Here is a 16228-nt window from a genome sequence, read left to right as displayed (position 1 = left end):
TCGTGTATGTTAGTTCTCGTATATTTGCTTACCAGCACAGATGGTTGCACGAACAGTAAAGCTGTTGTCGAGCACAGCAAAATTTGCCACTTTTCCTACAGCAATACTTCCGATAGAGTCGGCTTTATTTAAAAATTCAGCCGGGACTAAACTGGCCATATTAGTCGCTTCAACTAAGCTTGCGTCGGTTAAGTTATAGAAACGTTCAACGCCCACTTCCATCGTTAATGTACTGCCTGCTAAAGAGCCACTTTCGGTTCGCGCAACACCTTGCTCAACCAAAATAGGAAGCTCACCTAATCGATAACGACCATCTTGTAAGCCACCCGCGCTGACACAGTCTGTAATAAGAGCTATTTTATCTGCCCCTTTTAAACGATAAACCATGTTCATTATGCTCGGATGCAAATGAATTCCATCCGGAATAAGCTCAACCATTGCATCGTTGTCCATCAACAGTGCGCCGGTACAACCGGGATCACGATGATGAATACCGCGCATACCATTAAAAATATGTACCCCGCCACATGCACCATGCTCTAATGCTTGTGTCGTTTGATCAAAACTGGCATCAGTATGGCCTAGCATTACCCGCACTCCCTTGTCGGTGATATAGCGGATCATGTCGGGCGATTCAAGTAACTCTGGCGCCAATGCAAAAGAGGTTAAACAGCCATCGCAGGCTGCATAAATCTCATCAAAACGCTGCTTTGTAAGCTCTAAAAAGAATGACTCATTGTGTGCTCCCTTATGCGCTTCAGCGAAGAATAATCCTTCGTTATAAGCACCAAGTAGCTGTGCACCAGTCAGGCCTTTTTGGTAGGCACTCGCCATATTTTTATAAGCTTGTATTGATACGTCCCAATCTGCGGTCACTGTTGTGCCGACAAAACCGGTAACACCGTGCTTAGCTAAAGAGCGAGAAATGGTCTCTAGAGATTCTGGGGTGCCGTCCATAATATCGCAGCCTTCCCGACCATGAATATGCAAATCGATAAAGCCCGGAAATATACTCTGATCCCCTAAATCAATAATCTCAATACCTGGCTCGCAATCTTCAGTAATAGCCATAATTTTACCGTGTTTTACAAGCACAGCATGATGATTTAACACTGCCTCGGCGGTGATCACCTTAGCAGCTTTTAAGTAATAACAATCAAGATGTTGAGGAAATAGCATGAACACTTCCTATTATTGCAGCGCCTCTTACGCCGCTAGAATCACCAAATTTTGCCCGTTTTACCTCTGGAACTGTAAAACCAGAAAACAGGTGCGACTGAATCGCATCAGGGAGTTTTTCAACGATAGCATCAATTAAAGATAAGCCACCCCCTAATACTATAACTTCGGGATGAAGACTTTTACTGACGGCCGCAAAGGTCTCGCCAAGAATATCTAAATAACACCCGAGCACGGCCAGTGCTTGCTCATCGCCATGCTTAATATCGTTAGCCCACTCAATCGCTGACTTAGGAGCTTGAGTAATATGCTTATAAAGCGTCTGCACACCCGGCCCTGCGATATAACTCTCAACACAGCCATTCAAACCACAGCCACATTTTAAAACCGGCAGTTGGTATTTTTGTTGTAGATAGGCAGAAAGTGGTAAATGACCATATTCACCCGACATACCTAACCCTTGATTGAACAGCTCGCCATTAATACACATGCCACCTGCAGCGCCAGTGCCAACAATAGCACCAAAAACACGGCTATACCCTTCGCCGGCTCCGCCATTGGCTTCAGATAAAGCAAAACAGCGAGTGTCATTCAGTATGGCGACAGGTCGTTGTAATAATGCTTGCAAGTCATTAGCAATAACTCGACCAGATGCACAAGGCACGTTTGCCGATAAAACTTTACCATCATCATTTACGATTCCTGGCATACCAATGCCAACTGCCCCTTTGCAACCACTGAGTTGATCAGCCTTTAACACTTGCTGATGAATTGCTTCTAAAAACTCCTGATAATTTTGAGTTGGCGTCGAAATTCGCCAACTCTGCTGTTGCTCTAAAATATCATTAAAAATAGCGGTTTCTATCTTCGTTCCGCCAATATCGAGTCCATAAACAGCCATATTCTACCCAACGTCGCTTAGCGAGAAGTTAATGGGTAAATAGTTACCCCTTTTACAACACGGTTAACTTCGCCCGTAGGACAAGGGTTGTCAGGTGTTAAACCGAGTGAAATTGATTTGAAAAATGCAAAAATCTGACAATAGACAATATAATACAAGCCTTGCCAAACATCATCTAGCTCGACCAGTTCACTATCGACCGTTAATTTTTTTACCGCTGAACATTGCTGGTCATTGACTAGCTCATTGTATAGGTCCGTATCATAAAGGCTGCTGTACTTATCACTTGATGACATTAACAACACGGCTGTTTTGTCATTAATAATTGTTTTAGGGCCATGACGAAAGCCAAGTGGTGTTTCAAAATAGCTGATTAAGTCGCCATTAGTTAGCTCTAAACATTTCAATGCAGCTTCTTTTGCATAGCCTAATAACGAGCCAGCCCCTAAAATAACCAGTCGTTCCATATCTGAATCTGCAAATGCTTTTATACTCTGCAATTGCGTTTCAATAAGCTGCTCAGTTTGTGTTGCTAAATGCGCCAATTGATTCACATCGGGTGTAAAAATACACAAGGTAGAAATTAGCATTGAAGAGAAGCTGCTAGTCATTGCAAAACTTTCATCAAGCGTTTCTTTAGGCATTAATAGGCAAAAACTATTCTCTTGATTATTAGCTCGTTTTGCCAGCTCTCCTTGTTCATTACAGGTAATCACTAAGTGATAACATTGATCAAGCACTTCATCGGCCAAATCAACCGCAGCGACACTTTCAGGGCTGTTACCCGAGCGCGCATAAGATACCAACAAAGTAGGCGTGGTTTTTTGCAAATAACCCAAAGGATTAGAAACAATATCAGTGGTACTTATTGCACGTACATCAAGGTCTGTTTTTGCAGTTAAGTGAGGAGCAAGCGCTTCACCCACATACGCCGATGTTCCTGCACCTGTTAATACAATTTGCAGTTTCTTCAGTGCAAGGATCGGGGCTAAAAAGTTTTTAATTTCTGTACGGTGGTTTTCAACAATAGCAGCTGTATTACACCATGATTCTGGTTGCTGGCTTATTTCTTTTGCTGTCCAATAAGCATTTTGTTGCTTAAGATCGGCTACATCTAATGATAAAAATTGCGTCATCATTCATTCTCTCTCACATAACTTATTGATTACAAGCAAGCGAATAAGTATTCGTTACTTCCATTATTTTATTGATCACTAACTCTCGCGGTAACGAGGTAATTTCTCTTTTGATTAATGCTTTATATTGCATTGGCATAAATTGACTGAGTAACGTTTGTGGAATGATCTGCGCTTCTAGGTTCGCAAATAAGGTTTCTACAGCGTACTTAATTTCATCTTCAGGCCAGTAATAACGAATACGATCACTATAGCTATATGCACGATAAATTGCCGCTTCTGGCTCGTCAGTCGGATAAAACTTATTCCAATAACCTGGCTTTTCGAGCATAACTCGCTCGCAAACTGCGCGAATATTAGAACGGCGCGACGGTTCAATAAGTTGATCTTCAATGTACGATAATGCGAATAACCCTTCACGTAATGCGTAGGTTAGCTGTGGCCCTACTTTCAAAATAGCAAAATGATCTTGAACCAACTCGTGGTAACAATGATCTGGTTGATAATCTGTCGAGTGAGCTTCATAAACAAGATTATCAACACGGGTGATAAACTCTTTAAGCTGTTGTGCTTCACTTCGTTGGTAATCAAAAACCTGATGATTATCAAATTCAACACCCGGTTGAACAACAACCGCAATTACGCGAGACCAAACATCAGCAATATTTAATTCATGAAAAGCATCTTGATGTAACTTTATCGTTTGTTGTACACCCTCAACATGCGTTACTTCGATCACTTCAAGATCTTCTTTTGCACCACCGGGTGGAGGAACTTCAGTTCCCACCACATATAAAATATCTTGCTCTTGGCATACAGACTCAGCTGCTTGGCACATTAGTGCTGCACGCTTAGCGATTTCAGCATCGGCTAAACACACTTCATCATCGCTACATGGCATACTGGCATCAAGATGAATCTTCTTAAAACCCGCACTTGCGTAAGCTTTAACTAAATCAACGGCTTTTTGCATTGCTTGTTCTGCAGGCTCATTAACCCAGCAAACAGGCCCTAGATGGTCACCACCCAAAATAATACGGTGTTTATCTAGTCCTACTTTGTCTGCAATTTCATGAACAAATTCAACAAAGTCTTTTGGCTGCATGCCCGTGTAGCCACCAAATTGATTAACCTGATTCGCAGTTGCTTCAATCAATAACTCAGAATCATCTTTTATTGCTTGCAGCATCGCAGCTTCAATTACGAGCGGGTGCGCACAGCACACAGAATAAATCCCCTGCGCTTGACCTGCTCGGTTATTGTTAATAATTGTTTTCAATGCATTCATGGTGTTTTCTCCAAGCAGCTTGCACTAATGTTAAATACGTGATTTGAAATTACGGTATCACACAACGAAACACTTCGCAACAAAACGAAAGACAACGAAAGAAACAAAACAAACATTATGGATGGCTAAAAATCAATAAAACCCTGATGAATTCGCTAAAAAGATTAAAATCGAAAGTTTGTGAAACCTAATTCATTGTAATTAGCTTTAAGTTGAGATATAACAGAAAGAACTGAAACCCATATTAAAAAATAATCTCAGTGAATTAGGTATCGTTATGACAATTGATAGACGTAGTTTCTTAAAATCTGCCGCAGCAATCACTGCTGCGACAGTCGTGACTGGCTGTGCGAAAAGCCAACAAGGTGACAATCAACAACCAACGCTGGCCGCACAAGGTAAAAGCGTAATGGGCTTAGCTGTGCCAGCGATGGATGTAGTACGTGTTGGTTTTATTGGTGTTGGTCAACGTGGTAGCGGCCATGTTAAACACCTTTGCCATATAGACGGTGTTGAAATTAAAGCTATTTGTGACACCGATCAGGTGATGTTAGATAAGTCAGTTAACTATGTTGTTGAAAAAGGCTTGCCTAAACCAACGGCTTATACTGGTTCTGATAAAGCTTATTTAGACATGCTGGCTCGACAAGATATTGATATTGTGATCATTTCAACACCGTGGCAATGGCATACACCGATGAGTGTTGAAACCATGGAAAGCGGTAAACATGCCTTTGTAGAAGTACCTGCAGCAACCACCATGGAAGAGTGCTGGCAGTTAGTTAATACCGCAGAGCGCACACAAAAGAACTGCATGATGATGGAAAACGTTAACTATGGTCGCGATGAGTTAATGGTTTTAAACATGGTTCGCAAAGGTATATTTGGTGAATTACTGCATGGTGAAGCGGCTTATATTCATGATCTACGCTGGCAAATGAAAGAGATTGACCGTAGCACCGGCTCATGGCGTACTTATTGGCATACCAAAGTAAACGGTAACTTATACCCAACCCATGGTTTAGGCCCGGTTGCCCAGTATATGAACATCAACCGTGGTGACCGTTTTGACTTTGTGACATCAGTGAGTTCACCAGCACTTGGCCGCGCAGCCTATGCTGAACGTGAATTTCCAGCAGGCCACGAACGACGTTCGCTTAAGTTTGTTGCTGGCGATATGAACACCAGTATTATTAAAACAGTGAAAGGTCGTAGCATTATGGTACAGCACGATACCACCAGCCCTCGCCCTTACAGCCGTCATAATCTAATTCAAGGGACTAATGGTACTTTTGCTGGTTTCCCGAATCGTATTGCCCTTGAAGATGTACCACCAGCGATTGCAAAAGTGTATCAAAAACAATATGAAGCTGAGTTAGCTGCATGGGAAAAAGCGGGTTCGCAAGGCCGTAAGCCATATATGCAAAACTTCCATAGCTGGGATCAAGATATGGAAAAATGGCGTGCCGAATTTGATCATCCTCTGTGGAGACGCATGGGTGAAGAAGCGGTTAAGAACGGCGGCCACGGCGGTATGGACTTCATTATGCTATGGCGCATGATCTACTGCTTACGCAATAATGAGCCACTCGATCAAGATGTATACGATGCCGCAGCATGGTCATCCATCTTCCCGCAAAGCATGGCATCGGTTGCAGATAGAAGTAACAGCAAAACGATTCCAGACTTTACCCGTGGCGCTTGGCAAACAGGTAAGCCATTAGGGATTGTGTCTTAACACTTTCTTTTTTGGATAACTCAAAAGCCCGCACTTTGCCCTGCGGGCTTTTTTATTTTATTGCTCACTCCCTTTAGAGCATTACTCTTTAAAACTTTGCCCACAAAAAAACCCGCAACATCGGCGGGCTCTTCGTTTAAACTTTAACCTTACTGAGCATGTGCTGCAGCGCGGAAAATCGTGTTAGCTAACATTACATTCATACCTTCAAGGTAAGCACGATAAGTTGGTGATTGTGTAAAACCAATCACCATGCCTTTGCCTTGCGGTTGGTGAACAAGCAATGGCTTATACGCAAGCTGTGCTTTATTTTGCTGCCACAGATAACCACTTGCTAGCACATCATCTTTACCTGTAAACCAGGCTAAGTTTTTACCTGAGTTCAGTTTTATAGGCGTGTAAATGTCATTACCGTAAGCCACTGCAACTAAGCTTTTATCGACCCCAGCGGTTAACCAATGCTCTTGGTCTACTTCAACATTCGCAAGTACACCGGCTACATAGTCTGGCGATGTATGTGGCTCAATGCTCGCTGCTTTTAAATCATCGCGAGAAGTGAATAACTGCCCTGCCACTTTGCTGCTTTTATCATCGCTGCTGTCGGCTTTATCTTCTCGGTAAGCTTGCTCGCGCTTAACATCCAATAAACCGTAATCAGCGTTGGTGGTAAAGCGGTTAGCATTACCGAGGGCAATCAACACGCCGCCTGCATCAACCCAGCTTTTTAAATTAGCCGCGCCCGATTTACCGAGTGCTTGCTCGTAATTACCTTCTGGTAAAATAAGCACTTGGTAATCACTTAAATCAGCCCATGCAAGCATTGGCGTACGAACCGCTGTGACGGGGTAACCAAGCTGTCTTTCAATAACAAAACGGGTGTTACCGGCGCTTAGCTCACTGGTCGGTGCATCCCATGCAATCGCCACTTTTGGTGCGACCATTGGCACTGTTTTGTTACTACCAAAGCTTGGGCCTTCGATCACCCAGCTTGAGTCAACACCATTTACTATTGCACCTGTTTGCTCAGCAATTTGGCTAATTTTGCTGAGTAGGTCTTTATCGTTTAGGCGCTTTTCGATTACTAAGCTACCCGCTGGGTAGTTAGTTTTATCACCTAATACAAATGCTTGGTCAGCACTTTTCAGTTTAATGCCAGCTTGCAGTGCTGAGGTTAAAAAGCGTGCTGCGGCCGTATCACCCCAAGCAACAATATAAGCTACTGAGGCTTCTGGGTTATTCACTTTGCCAAGCAATGTGTCGTCGGCCTTAACCGCTTTACTATCTGCGCTAACAGCACGACCACAGCTATCGCTATCAACATTAAACATCATTGGCAGTGACCAACCTGTTACATCGTAAATTTCATCATCCAGATTACGAGCTCGGCGTCTTTCTTGCTCTTTTACAAATGCCTCTGCCATATCTACTTGGTCGGTAAAGGTGGTACGCACAAATACCCCACGCGGCTGCGCGGTATCAATAAAATAGCTACCCGCTTCGTACTTAACGCCACAGGCTTTGAAGTCTTCGGTTGCTTGCTTAACTTCAACACCATGCTCAGCCATTAAGGTTGCGAGTCTATGAGCGCCTTCACGATTACTTTGCTTAGGTAAGATATAAACACGCTCTTTGCTTTTCTTACCACTGTCAATCGCATCAATTTGATATTGATAAAAATCACCTAGTAGTTTTTCACGTTGATTAGCAGCTCCTTCGGCAGTCGAAATTGAGGCCACAAACTGACGTTTTACAGTATTAAAATAAGTGAGTAGCTCGCCGGTATTTTTCTCAAATACATGACCACGAGCTGAGCCTACTTCGTAAGTTGATGCAGACGCACCATAAAAAACAGGCCAGCTATCACCGTAGCCTGGGTAAAAGGCATCAAAAATTTCACGGGTAAAATAATCAAAGCCAAACTCATCAAAATACTTCGCGTGATTTTGCCCAATCGCATCAATGTTAGCGATTTGAGTTTTCGTCATATGCGGATTAAATGGCTGAGCAGCCGGTGCAAAGTAGTAAGATTGGTCGCCGCCCATTTCATGAATATCAACCACCACTTGCGGTTTATATTTATTGATTGCAGCCACTCTGCCTTTACTTTCAGGCTGAGTAAGCGCTAACCAATCACGGTTCATATCAAACAAATAATGGTTTGTTCGGCCTCTTGGCCATGGCTCATTATGCTCTGCACTTAACCTGTCTGCGCTGTGCTCAAGACCCACAGTTGCATAATAACGAGTAACAAAGCGCTCACGGCCATCAGGGTTTTGTAATGGGTCGATAAACACCACTGTGTTATCTAAAATTTTGCTGTTAACGGTATCATTCGGGGCTGCGAGTAAGTGATATGCAGTAAATAATGCAGCATCGGTTGAGCTAATTTCATTACCGTGCACGGCATACTGAAGCCACACAGACGTCGGTAAATTTTTAATTAGCGACTTAGCTTCTTTTTCAGAGGTAATACGCGGATCAGCCAAGGCTTGGGTGTTATTGGCGAGGGTTTCTAATGAGCGAATATGATCCGCAGTGCCAACCACTGCATAAACCAGTTCACGACCTTCCCAGCTGTTTGCGTACTTAAACACTTTAATACGATCAGGCGCAGCTTGTTCTAGGGCGCTAAGATAACGACGCATATCGCTGTAATTGGTAATGCGCTCACCTACATCGTACCCAAGCACTTGTTTAAATGTTGGAATTTGCTGATTGTAAGCGGTGCCCGGCCACATTGCTTCGGTATTCGTTGCACTGGCATTAAAGCTTGCCGTTATTGCCACAACACTGACTGAAATGGCGTTTATTATTTGTTTGGCGCTCATTATTTTTCCCAAGTAAAAGTATCTGCTTTGTACATTACAAAAGTATTGAAAATAAACAAATTAAAAACGTTAGACTGGCATAAAATAGAGACATAAAAAAACCGCAGCGATTGCTGCGGTTATTATTCACATAGCTTAGTTATTTAACTAAGGTCATTTCATCTAGTAGGTAACCTGCGTTATCAACTTCTTCCATTAACCAAAGCATGTATCGAATATCAACGTGAATTGCACGGGTGATCTTGGCGTTAAAGTACCAATCTTTGGTGATTGATTCATAAGTCGAGTCAAAATTAAGGCCCACTAATTCACCTTTACCATTCATTACTGGCGAACCTGAGTTACCCCCAGTGGTATCAGCGCTACTTAAAAAGTTTACAGGAACTGAGTTTACTTCAAGTGGTTTAGCCGCTTGTGGCTCACAACCAAAGCTGAATAAACTACAGCTGACACCTGGTAAACCTAAGTCACCGCGGTAGTACGCACCAAACGCTTGCTTTTTATATGCTTCAAGTACTTTATCTGTAACAACAAATGGTTTTTCACCTGTGTGTTTAGCTACTAAACCACGTAGTGATGTAAAAGGTGTTTTATACACAGCATCTGCTGCTGGGTAACCATCAACTTGTGCATAGCTTACGCGTAAAGTGCCATTTGCATCTGGGTAAACAGGCTTACCTTTAGCGTTGTTGAAGGCGATAACTGCTTGCATATATTGCGGACGAATTTCAGCTAAACGACCGGCCATTTCTTTTTCATCAGCTTCTTGTGCCATGTTGGTATCGTATAGGGCAACAGCAAGCTTTATGAATGGGTCGTTTGATGCTTCAAACTCTGCGACAGATTTACCAATCCAGTTAACGCGTACTGCTACATCTGTAAGCTCAGTTTTAGCATAGAAAGACGCAATAATCGCTTCAAGCTCGGCTTGGGTAGTGGTATCTGTGATGCCTAAGCCGTCGTTTAATGCCGCAACTTGGGCTGCTTTATCTTGCGCTAAATAGTTACCTAAGTAGCTTAACCATAAGGCTTTATCGACCTCAGGCGTAAATTGCTTTTGCAAGCGCTCTAAACGGGCTTTAAGCATAGGAAGGTCGCGCTCTTGGTAACCCATTTCGCGCTCTGCATTAGGCTTTTCGCTCTCTTTTGCTAAGCGGTATAAACGAATCGCCGTGCTTAGTAAGTCTGCGCGTTTTGCATAATCAAAGTAAAAGTGACTTTGTTGCTGAGCATGTGCTTCAACTAACAATGCTTTCAATGCATGATATGAATCTGCGTAAGCTTTACGTTCAGCACTTTGTGCAAACCAAGCTAGGTACTCTTGCTCTTGTGCGGCTTTAATACCCGGAATATCCGTTACTTTAAAGCCATCTTGTAAGCCTTCCAGTTTCTTTAAACGGTTGTTAGTGCTTTTTACACGAGAGGCGTATTTTACTTGTGCTTGCTCATCGCCTTTGCTTTGCTTGGCAATCACATCAAGGGTCATGTTGTAAGTATTAAGCAATGTTGGGTAATACCAACTCGCTGAATAGTTTACTTCGTCTGCAAGCTTATAGCGGCTAGTACGCCCCGGATAACCTGCCACCAGCACGCCATCACCTAAGCTTACGCCGCTGGTATTCACTTTTAAGAAAGATTTTGGCTCATAAGGTACGTTATCTTCGCTGTAATCAGCAGGTTTTCCATCTTTACCAACATAACCACGTACAAAGGTAAAATCGGCCGTATGACGTGGGTATTCAAAGTTATCGATGTCACCACCAAAGTTACCCAGCGCTTCTGCCGGGGCATACACTAAGCGCACATCTTTGATCATGAGTTGCTTGATCATGAAGTACTCTAAGCCATGGTGGAAATCACGTACCGTACAACGGTAGTTAGGATCTGACTCACACTCACTGATCAAGGCTTTGCGGTTTGCTTGAATCGCCTCATAACGGTCTTTGCCATGTAGATCTGCGGGTAAGTTACCCAATACGCGCTCAGTGACATCATCCACTTGTTCGGTTACATACAAACGCTCTTGCGGGCCTGCTGGTAGCTCTTTTGATAAATCAGCTGCTAAAAAGCCTTTTTCAATTAAGTTGTTTTCTGGTGTGCTGTTATTTTGAATCGCGCCATAAGCACAGTGATGATTAGTTACCGCTAAGCCTTTTGGTGACACAAATGACGCAGAGCAATAGCCTAAACCAACCACTGCATTGAGTGGATATTGGTTAAGATCTGCCACTTGTGAAGCTGGTAATTCGATACCAACGCGGTCAAACTCGCTTTGTAATTGTTTTAATTGATGCGGTTGCCACTGCCCTTCATCAGCGTGCGCGCTACCGACAGCGACAACACCCATAAGTGCTAATGAAGTTGTAATCATATTTTTTTTAATCATGTTAATCCTAGTCAGTGCAAAGCACTATTCCATTGTTACCTGAAAAAATCGCGCTAAGACTACCATAACCTTGATTGAGTAAAGGGATATTGCGATTAACAACAGCTTAGTTAGTAGCCGCGAATTCATCGAAATGAGCTTTGCAATGATTGTAAAACGCGTTGGTTAACCGATTCATGGGGGTTGATGCCGACGTAATGAACCCATAGGTTAAGTCTATTTTTGGTATAAATGGTACTAATTTAAGTGCATCATCTTGGTACTGCTTAGCAAGCAACTCATTCACTATCGATATACCCACATTATGTTTTACCAAGGTGCAGGCTGTTGTCACGGTATGCGTTTCAACACGTACATTAATGCGGATATTGTTTTGTAAAAAAGCATGCTCTATTTGCTTGCGAGAATGACGGCCTCGGCCTAATAACACCAAGCTTTCATCACGCAAATCTTGCGCTGTAAGCTGTTTTGCATTTGCAAATGGATGACTGCTTGATACCGCACACACTAAATGGCTGGTGACAATGGGTTCACACCATAACCCTTCGTGATTTTCAGGAAACTGTATAAAGCCACAATCGAAGGCTTTATTTGCGACAAGCTCACATGCTCTGGCTGGGCTATGACTATCTAAACTAATTTTTACATTCGGATGTAATTTAACAAATGACGCCACCGCCTCTGCTAACGGGCCTGCTACAAAGCTACTCGGGGCAACGACATTAAGCTCACCAACATGTGATTGATGAATGTTCTTAGCAAGTTGCTCAACACGATACACACTGGCTAACGAAATTTCGATTTGTTTATGTAATGCAATCGCTTCATCGGTCGGAAATAATCGCGCTTTTTCTCTGTAAAACAATGAAAAGCCAACGTTATTTTCAAGCTGAGCAATCAAACGGCTAACTCCGGGTTGCGTGAGTCCGAGCTGCTTTGCAGCCCCCGTTGCTGAGCCAGTTTTCATAACTGCATCAAAGGCTTCCATACTATTTAAGGTTATTTTTTGGGTGTTTTGCGTCGATACATTCATAACAATTTGTTATAGCTTAATGATGATATTTCATAATATTGCATAGCTTTTAGGAGCGAGTAAAGTGCTTAGCTGACAACAACAAAATAACTATAACCTCTCGGAGTGTAACAAATGGAATATTCAAGATTTAAGCAATCAATGATATCGCTTGCTGTTGCTACGGCTTGTATGAGCACATCACAATACGTACTCGCAGAAGAAACATCAGCAGAAAAAAACGTCGAAGTAATTGCGGTTACTGGCTCTCGTATTAAACGCCAAGAAGCAACAGCGAGCCCAGTACAAAACATTGATTTAGAAGCCCTGCAGGCAAATGGCTCATTATCACTCGGAGAGGCATTACAAGAGCTTCCTTCGGTAGGCTCAAGCCTAAATGGCAATGGGTCGGCCGGAACAAGTCACGGCGCATCAAGCTTAAATCTAAGAAACTTAGGGGCTAATCGCTCATTAGTGTTAGTGAATGGCCATCGCTGGGTGAATGGCGCTGGTACCCGTGGTTTCCGTGATTTTGTTGACATGAATACCATTCCTCAAAACATTGTTAAACGTGTAGAAGTATTGCAAGACGGCGCAACTGCGATTTATGGCGCGGATGCGATTGCTGGGGTTGTGAACTTATATACCTATAACGATTACGAAGGCCTAGAGGTCAAAACCAGCTACGGTGAAACATCTGAAGGTGATAAAGAAACCTTTAGCCTTGATTTGTTGTCAGGCACTAATATTGGCGAAGCCAACCTGATGTTTGCCGCAAGCTATGTTGATCAAAAACCAATTTATACCCAAGACCGTAAGTTAACTGCAGTGCCACTTAATGGCTTAACGGCATCGACACCTGAAGGTTATTTTGCTGAAGATAACTTAGCCGATGTTGTTGATTTTACAATTCCATCGGCAGGCATCACCCGCGATCCAAATAGTGATGGCAGTAGTATAGATAGCTGGCGAGCAGTCAACAGCGATGACACCTTTAACCGCTATTACAATAACTATGTCACGGGTCCGAGTGAGCGCTCATCTTTATATACGCAGCTTGTCATGCCGTTTGGCTCTGTGAATTTTAAAGCTGAAGCACTTTATAACTTACGTGAGTCAGATCAGCAATTTTCGCCTGCTCTTTCATCTATTCGTGGCAGCCGCGGTTTTACAATCGCAGATGATCCGCGTGTTAATCCATTTGGCGTTGAATTCTCAGGCAAAGATTTTAAGCACAGCTCGTTTTTTATGAATAATGGCTATCGCGTTAATGACCAAAAGGTCGAAACGACACGCTTTGCAATGGGACTTGAAGGCGAAGTATTTGATGATTGGAGCTGGGATACATTTGTATCTTGGGCGAAAAATAAAGGCGAATTCACCTCTAATAATCAAATGGATTTAGACAAACTAGCGCTAGGTTTACGTGCCTGCGATACCAGCGGAATTGCTGGTGATGTGTCTGATATTGCAGTGGGTTGTGTGCCAGTAAATATTTTTAACCCACTGACCGATGAGATGGTCGATTACGTAAACTTTACCGGTTACGACAAAAACGAAGCAAGCCAAGTCGACTTTACGGCCAACATTACCGGCGCCCTTTACGAGCTACCAGCGGGTTATATTGGTGCAGCCTTTGGTATTGAATACCGAAAAGAAAAAGGTAAAGACACGCCAGATAGCACTATCAACGCCGCTCCTCGTATTAATACCTACAGAACAACCACCTCTTCGCCACGTGAAGGGACAATTGGTGAGTACGATTTAAAAGAAGCCTACGCTGAATTTAGTATCCCATTACTCGCAGATCTACCACTTGCAGACTACCTAGAACTGAGTTTAGCGGCACGTTACTCTGATTACAGCACCTTTGGCTCAACAACCAATAGCAAAGTGGGCTTACTGTACACCCCATTTGAGCAACTGACACTACGCGCAAACTGGGCTGAAGGCTTTAGAGCACCATCTATTTTAGAGCTGTTTGAAGGTGAGCGTTTGACTTACAGTGCTGTATCGGACCCGTGTTCAACAGATGCCAGCTTACCCGGCTGTAGTGGTGTACCCAGTGGCTATACTCAACAGTTTACTAACGTTCAAGTAACCACGGGCGGCAACCGTCAGTTAGTGCCTGAAACCTCTATAAATAAAACCGTTGGTTTGGTTTACGAATCTAATTTAATCGAAAACCTTAGCTTTAGCTTAGATTGGTACGAAATAAAAATAAACGACACCATTAGTGAGTTTGGTGCACAAAACAACCTTGATTTATGTGCCTACCAAAATAAAAACTGCGACACCATTACCCGTGACAGCAGTGGTGAAATCCTTGATATTTTAGACGGCCCAGTAAACCTAAACGCAACCCGCGTTTCTGGAGTCGACTTTGTAACTTACTACAGCTTCCAAACAGATTATGGTGATTGGTCGTTTAACGCCAATGTTTCTAAACTAAATGAATTAACCGAATACACGACCTTGTCTGATGGCTCTGTTGAACGTGAAGATTTAGCAAGTACAGCTGCTTCAAGGGAATCTTATCCTGAGTGGCGCAGCACCTTTTCTAGCACTTGGAAACATGATGCATGGTCAGCCAACTATAACTTGCGTTATTTCGGTTCGACGACCGAGCAAGTATCTGGTGAACCACGCGATATTGGCTCTGTCACCTATCACAATATTTCTGCTGGCTATCAGTTTGAAAATAACTTAGCGGTGAAATTAGGGATTAATAATTTAGCCGATAAACAGCCACCAGCCTCATTGACTAATTTAAACATTAACTTTGATCAAAACACTTATAACCCAACGGGGCGTTATATGTATTTACAGCTGACTTACTCACTGTAATGAAAGTCGCGATGCCTGCCAAAGTGGCAGGCAACTTTATGAAGTAGTTAGGAGAAGAATCTATGGAGCCGGCTTTCAGTTTATTAATCCCAAGCCAAACAGCAGCCTTACCTTTAGTATTTGATTCACCACACAGCGGTATTCATTGTCCTGCGGATTTTAATACACTAGTGCCTGTTGAATTTATAAAAACCGGTTGGGATGCATTTATCGATGATATTTGGCAACCCGTTGTAGAGCAAGGTGGGTACTTATTACATGCACACTTCTCGCGTATGTATATTGATCCCAACCGCGCACCAACTGATATTGATCCCGAGCTACTAGATAAGCCTTGGGAAATTTGTCAGCCAACAAAGTACAGTGAGCGTGGTATGGGCTTAATTCGCCGTTTTGCGTTACCCAATAAGCCGATGTATGACCGCAAGCTAACACAAGCAGAAGTATTACACCGTATTCAGCACTATTACACGCCCTATCATCAACAACTACAGACACTGTTGGATTCCTTGCATAGTCAGTTTAACGGTGTTTGGCATGTTGACTGTCATTCGATGAAGTCGATTGGAAATGGGATGAATATAGATGCAGGGATGAGTCGTCCTGATATTATTCTAGGTGATCTCGATGGCACCTCAGCAAGCGGGGAGTTTGTAGACGTTATTGCTAAAGCCTTTGCCGATAAAGGTTATAAAGTAGTTAAAAACAAGCCTTATAAAGGTGGTTACTTAGTTAGTCATTATGCTGATATAGCTGCTAACCGCCACTCTGTGCAAATAGAGGTTAATCGCGCTTTATACATGCATGAACAACGATTTGAAATGAACGATAATTATCAACATTTTAAGAGTGATACTGCCTATGTAGCTCAACAATTAGCGAGTTATGTGTCGATGCAGATAGGAAGGTAACA

General features: G+C 42.9%; 10 protein-coding genes. 3 read left to right on the top strand and 7 right to left on the bottom strand.

The genetic code is table 11. The features are described from left to right. Nucleotides 1-9: 9 nt before the first annotated feature. From nagA to L1264_RS03565, 4 genes are read right to left on the bottom strand one after another with little or no spacing between them, the layout of a single operon-like run. A complete protein-coding gene (gene nagA, locus L1264_RS03580; protein WP_138556752.1) occupies nucleotides 10-1179 on the bottom strand; it encodes an N-acetylglucosamine-6-phosphate deacetylase in 1170 nt (389 codons plus the stop codon). Continuing rightward, nucleotides 1157-2080 carry an ROK family protein gene (locus tag L1264_RS03575; RefSeq protein ID WP_235403650.1) on the bottom strand — a complete coding sequence of 308 codons (924 nt, stop codon included), beginning with the start codon at nucleotides 2078-2080 and terminating at the stop codon, nucleotides 1157-1159. The genes nagA and L1264_RS03575 overlap by 23 nt, the downstream gene beginning before the upstream one ends. Nucleotides 2081-2097: 17 nt before the next feature. Continuing rightward, complete coding sequence (locus L1264_RS03570; protein WP_235403649.1) at nucleotides 2098-3219, bottom strand: SIS domain-containing protein; 1122 nt, start codon at nucleotides 3217-3219, stop codon at nucleotides 2098-2100. A 19-nt stretch (nucleotides 3220-3238) separates the two neighbouring features. Then, nucleotides 3239-4504: a D-tagatose-bisphosphate aldolase, class II, non-catalytic subunit gene (locus L1264_RS03565; protein ID WP_199526649.1), complete on the bottom strand. Its 1266-nt coding sequence runs from the start codon at nucleotides 4502-4504 to the stop codon at nucleotides 3239-3241. 277 nt (nucleotides 4505-4781) lie between these two features. On the opposite strand from L1264_RS03565, the gene L1264_RS03560 reads away from it, so the two are divergent. Further along, a complete protein-coding gene (locus tag L1264_RS03560; RefSeq protein ID WP_199526650.1) occupies nucleotides 4782-6242 on the top strand; it encodes a Gfo/Idh/MocA family protein in 1461 nt (486 codons plus the stop codon). Nucleotides 6243-6391: 149 nt separating this feature from the next. On the opposite strand, the gene L1264_RS03555 is transcribed toward L1264_RS03560, so the two are convergent. From L1264_RS03555 to L1264_RS03545, 3 genes are all read right to left on the bottom strand, one after another. Then, the gene (locus tag L1264_RS03555) at nucleotides 6392-9070 is read right to left on the bottom strand and encodes a M14 family metallopeptidase (RefSeq protein ID WP_199526651.1); all 2679 of its coding nucleotides are present in this window, start codon (nucleotides 9068-9070) and stop codon (nucleotides 6392-6394) included. Nucleotides 9071-9209: 139 nt separating this feature from the next. Further along, entirely contained in the window at nucleotides 9210-11438 is a 2229-nt protein-coding gene (locus L1264_RS03550) for a S46 family peptidase (RefSeq protein WP_425343235.1), read from the bottom strand. A gap of 124 nt (nucleotides 11439-11562) precedes the next feature. Further along, nucleotides 11563-12489, bottom strand: coding sequence for a LysR family transcriptional regulator (locus tag L1264_RS03545; RefSeq protein WP_199526652.1), 927 nt, complete (start codon nucleotides 12487-12489; stop codon nucleotides 11563-11565). Between the two features lie 114 nt (nucleotides 12490-12603). Between L1264_RS03545 and L1264_RS03540 the strand changes: the two genes are divergently transcribed. Further along, nucleotides 12604-15315, top strand: a complete 2712-nt coding sequence (locus L1264_RS03540) for a TonB-dependent receptor (RefSeq protein ID WP_199526653.1) — start codon at nucleotides 12604-12606, stop codon at nucleotides 15313-15315. 62 nt (nucleotides 15316-15377) lie between these two features. Continuing rightward, nucleotides 15378-16226 (top strand): N-formylglutamate amidohydrolase, encoded by an 849-nt coding sequence (locus L1264_RS03535; RefSeq protein ID WP_199526654.1) that lies wholly within the window; start codon nucleotides 15378-15380, stop codon nucleotides 16224-16226. The last annotated feature ends 2 nt before the right edge of the window (nucleotides 16227-16228 follow it).

The organism is Pseudoalteromonas sp. APAL1 (assembly GCF_021532475.1).
Classification (GTDB): domain Bacteria; phylum Pseudomonadota; class Gammaproteobacteria; order Enterobacterales; family Alteromonadaceae; genus Pseudoalteromonas; species Pseudoalteromonas lipolytica_C.
This window is presented reverse-complemented; position numbering and strand designations above follow the sequence as displayed.

What these genes read in the sequence shown, in the direction of transcription:
- nagA (WP_138556752.1), bottom strand. Translation starts at nt 1,179, where the DNA reads ATGCTATTTCCTCAACATCTTGATTGTTATTACTTAAAAGCTGCTAAG.
- L1264_RS03575 (WP_235403650.1), bottom strand. Translation starts at nt 2,080, where the DNA reads ATGGCTGTTTATGGACTCGATATTGGCGGAACGAAGATAGAAACCGCT.
- L1264_RS03570 (WP_235403649.1), bottom strand. Translation starts at nt 3,219, where the DNA reads ATGATGACGCAATTTTTATCATTAGATGTAGCCGATCTTAAGCAACAA.
- L1264_RS03565 (WP_199526649.1), bottom strand. Translation starts at nt 4,504, where the DNA reads ATGAATGCATTGAAAACAATTATTAACAATAACCGAGCAGGTCAAGCG.
- L1264_RS03560 (WP_199526650.1), top strand. Translation starts at nt 4,782, where the DNA reads ATGACAATTGATAGACGTAGTTTCTTAAAATCTGCCGCAGCAATCACT.
- L1264_RS03555 (WP_199526651.1), bottom strand. Translation starts at nt 9,070, where the DNA reads ATGAGCGCCAAACAAATAATAAACGCCATTTCAGTCAGTGTTGTGGCA.
- L1264_RS03545 (WP_199526652.1), bottom strand. Translation starts at nt 12,489, where the DNA reads ATGAATGTATCGACGCAAAACACCCAAAAAATAACCTTAAATAGTATG.
- L1264_RS03540 (WP_199526653.1), top strand. Translation starts at nt 12,604, where the DNA reads ATGGAATATTCAAGATTTAAGCAATCAATGATATCGCTTGCTGTTGCT.
- L1264_RS03535 (WP_199526654.1), top strand. Translation starts at nt 15,378, where the DNA reads ATGGAGCCGGCTTTCAGTTTATTAATCCCAAGCCAAACAGCAGCCTTA.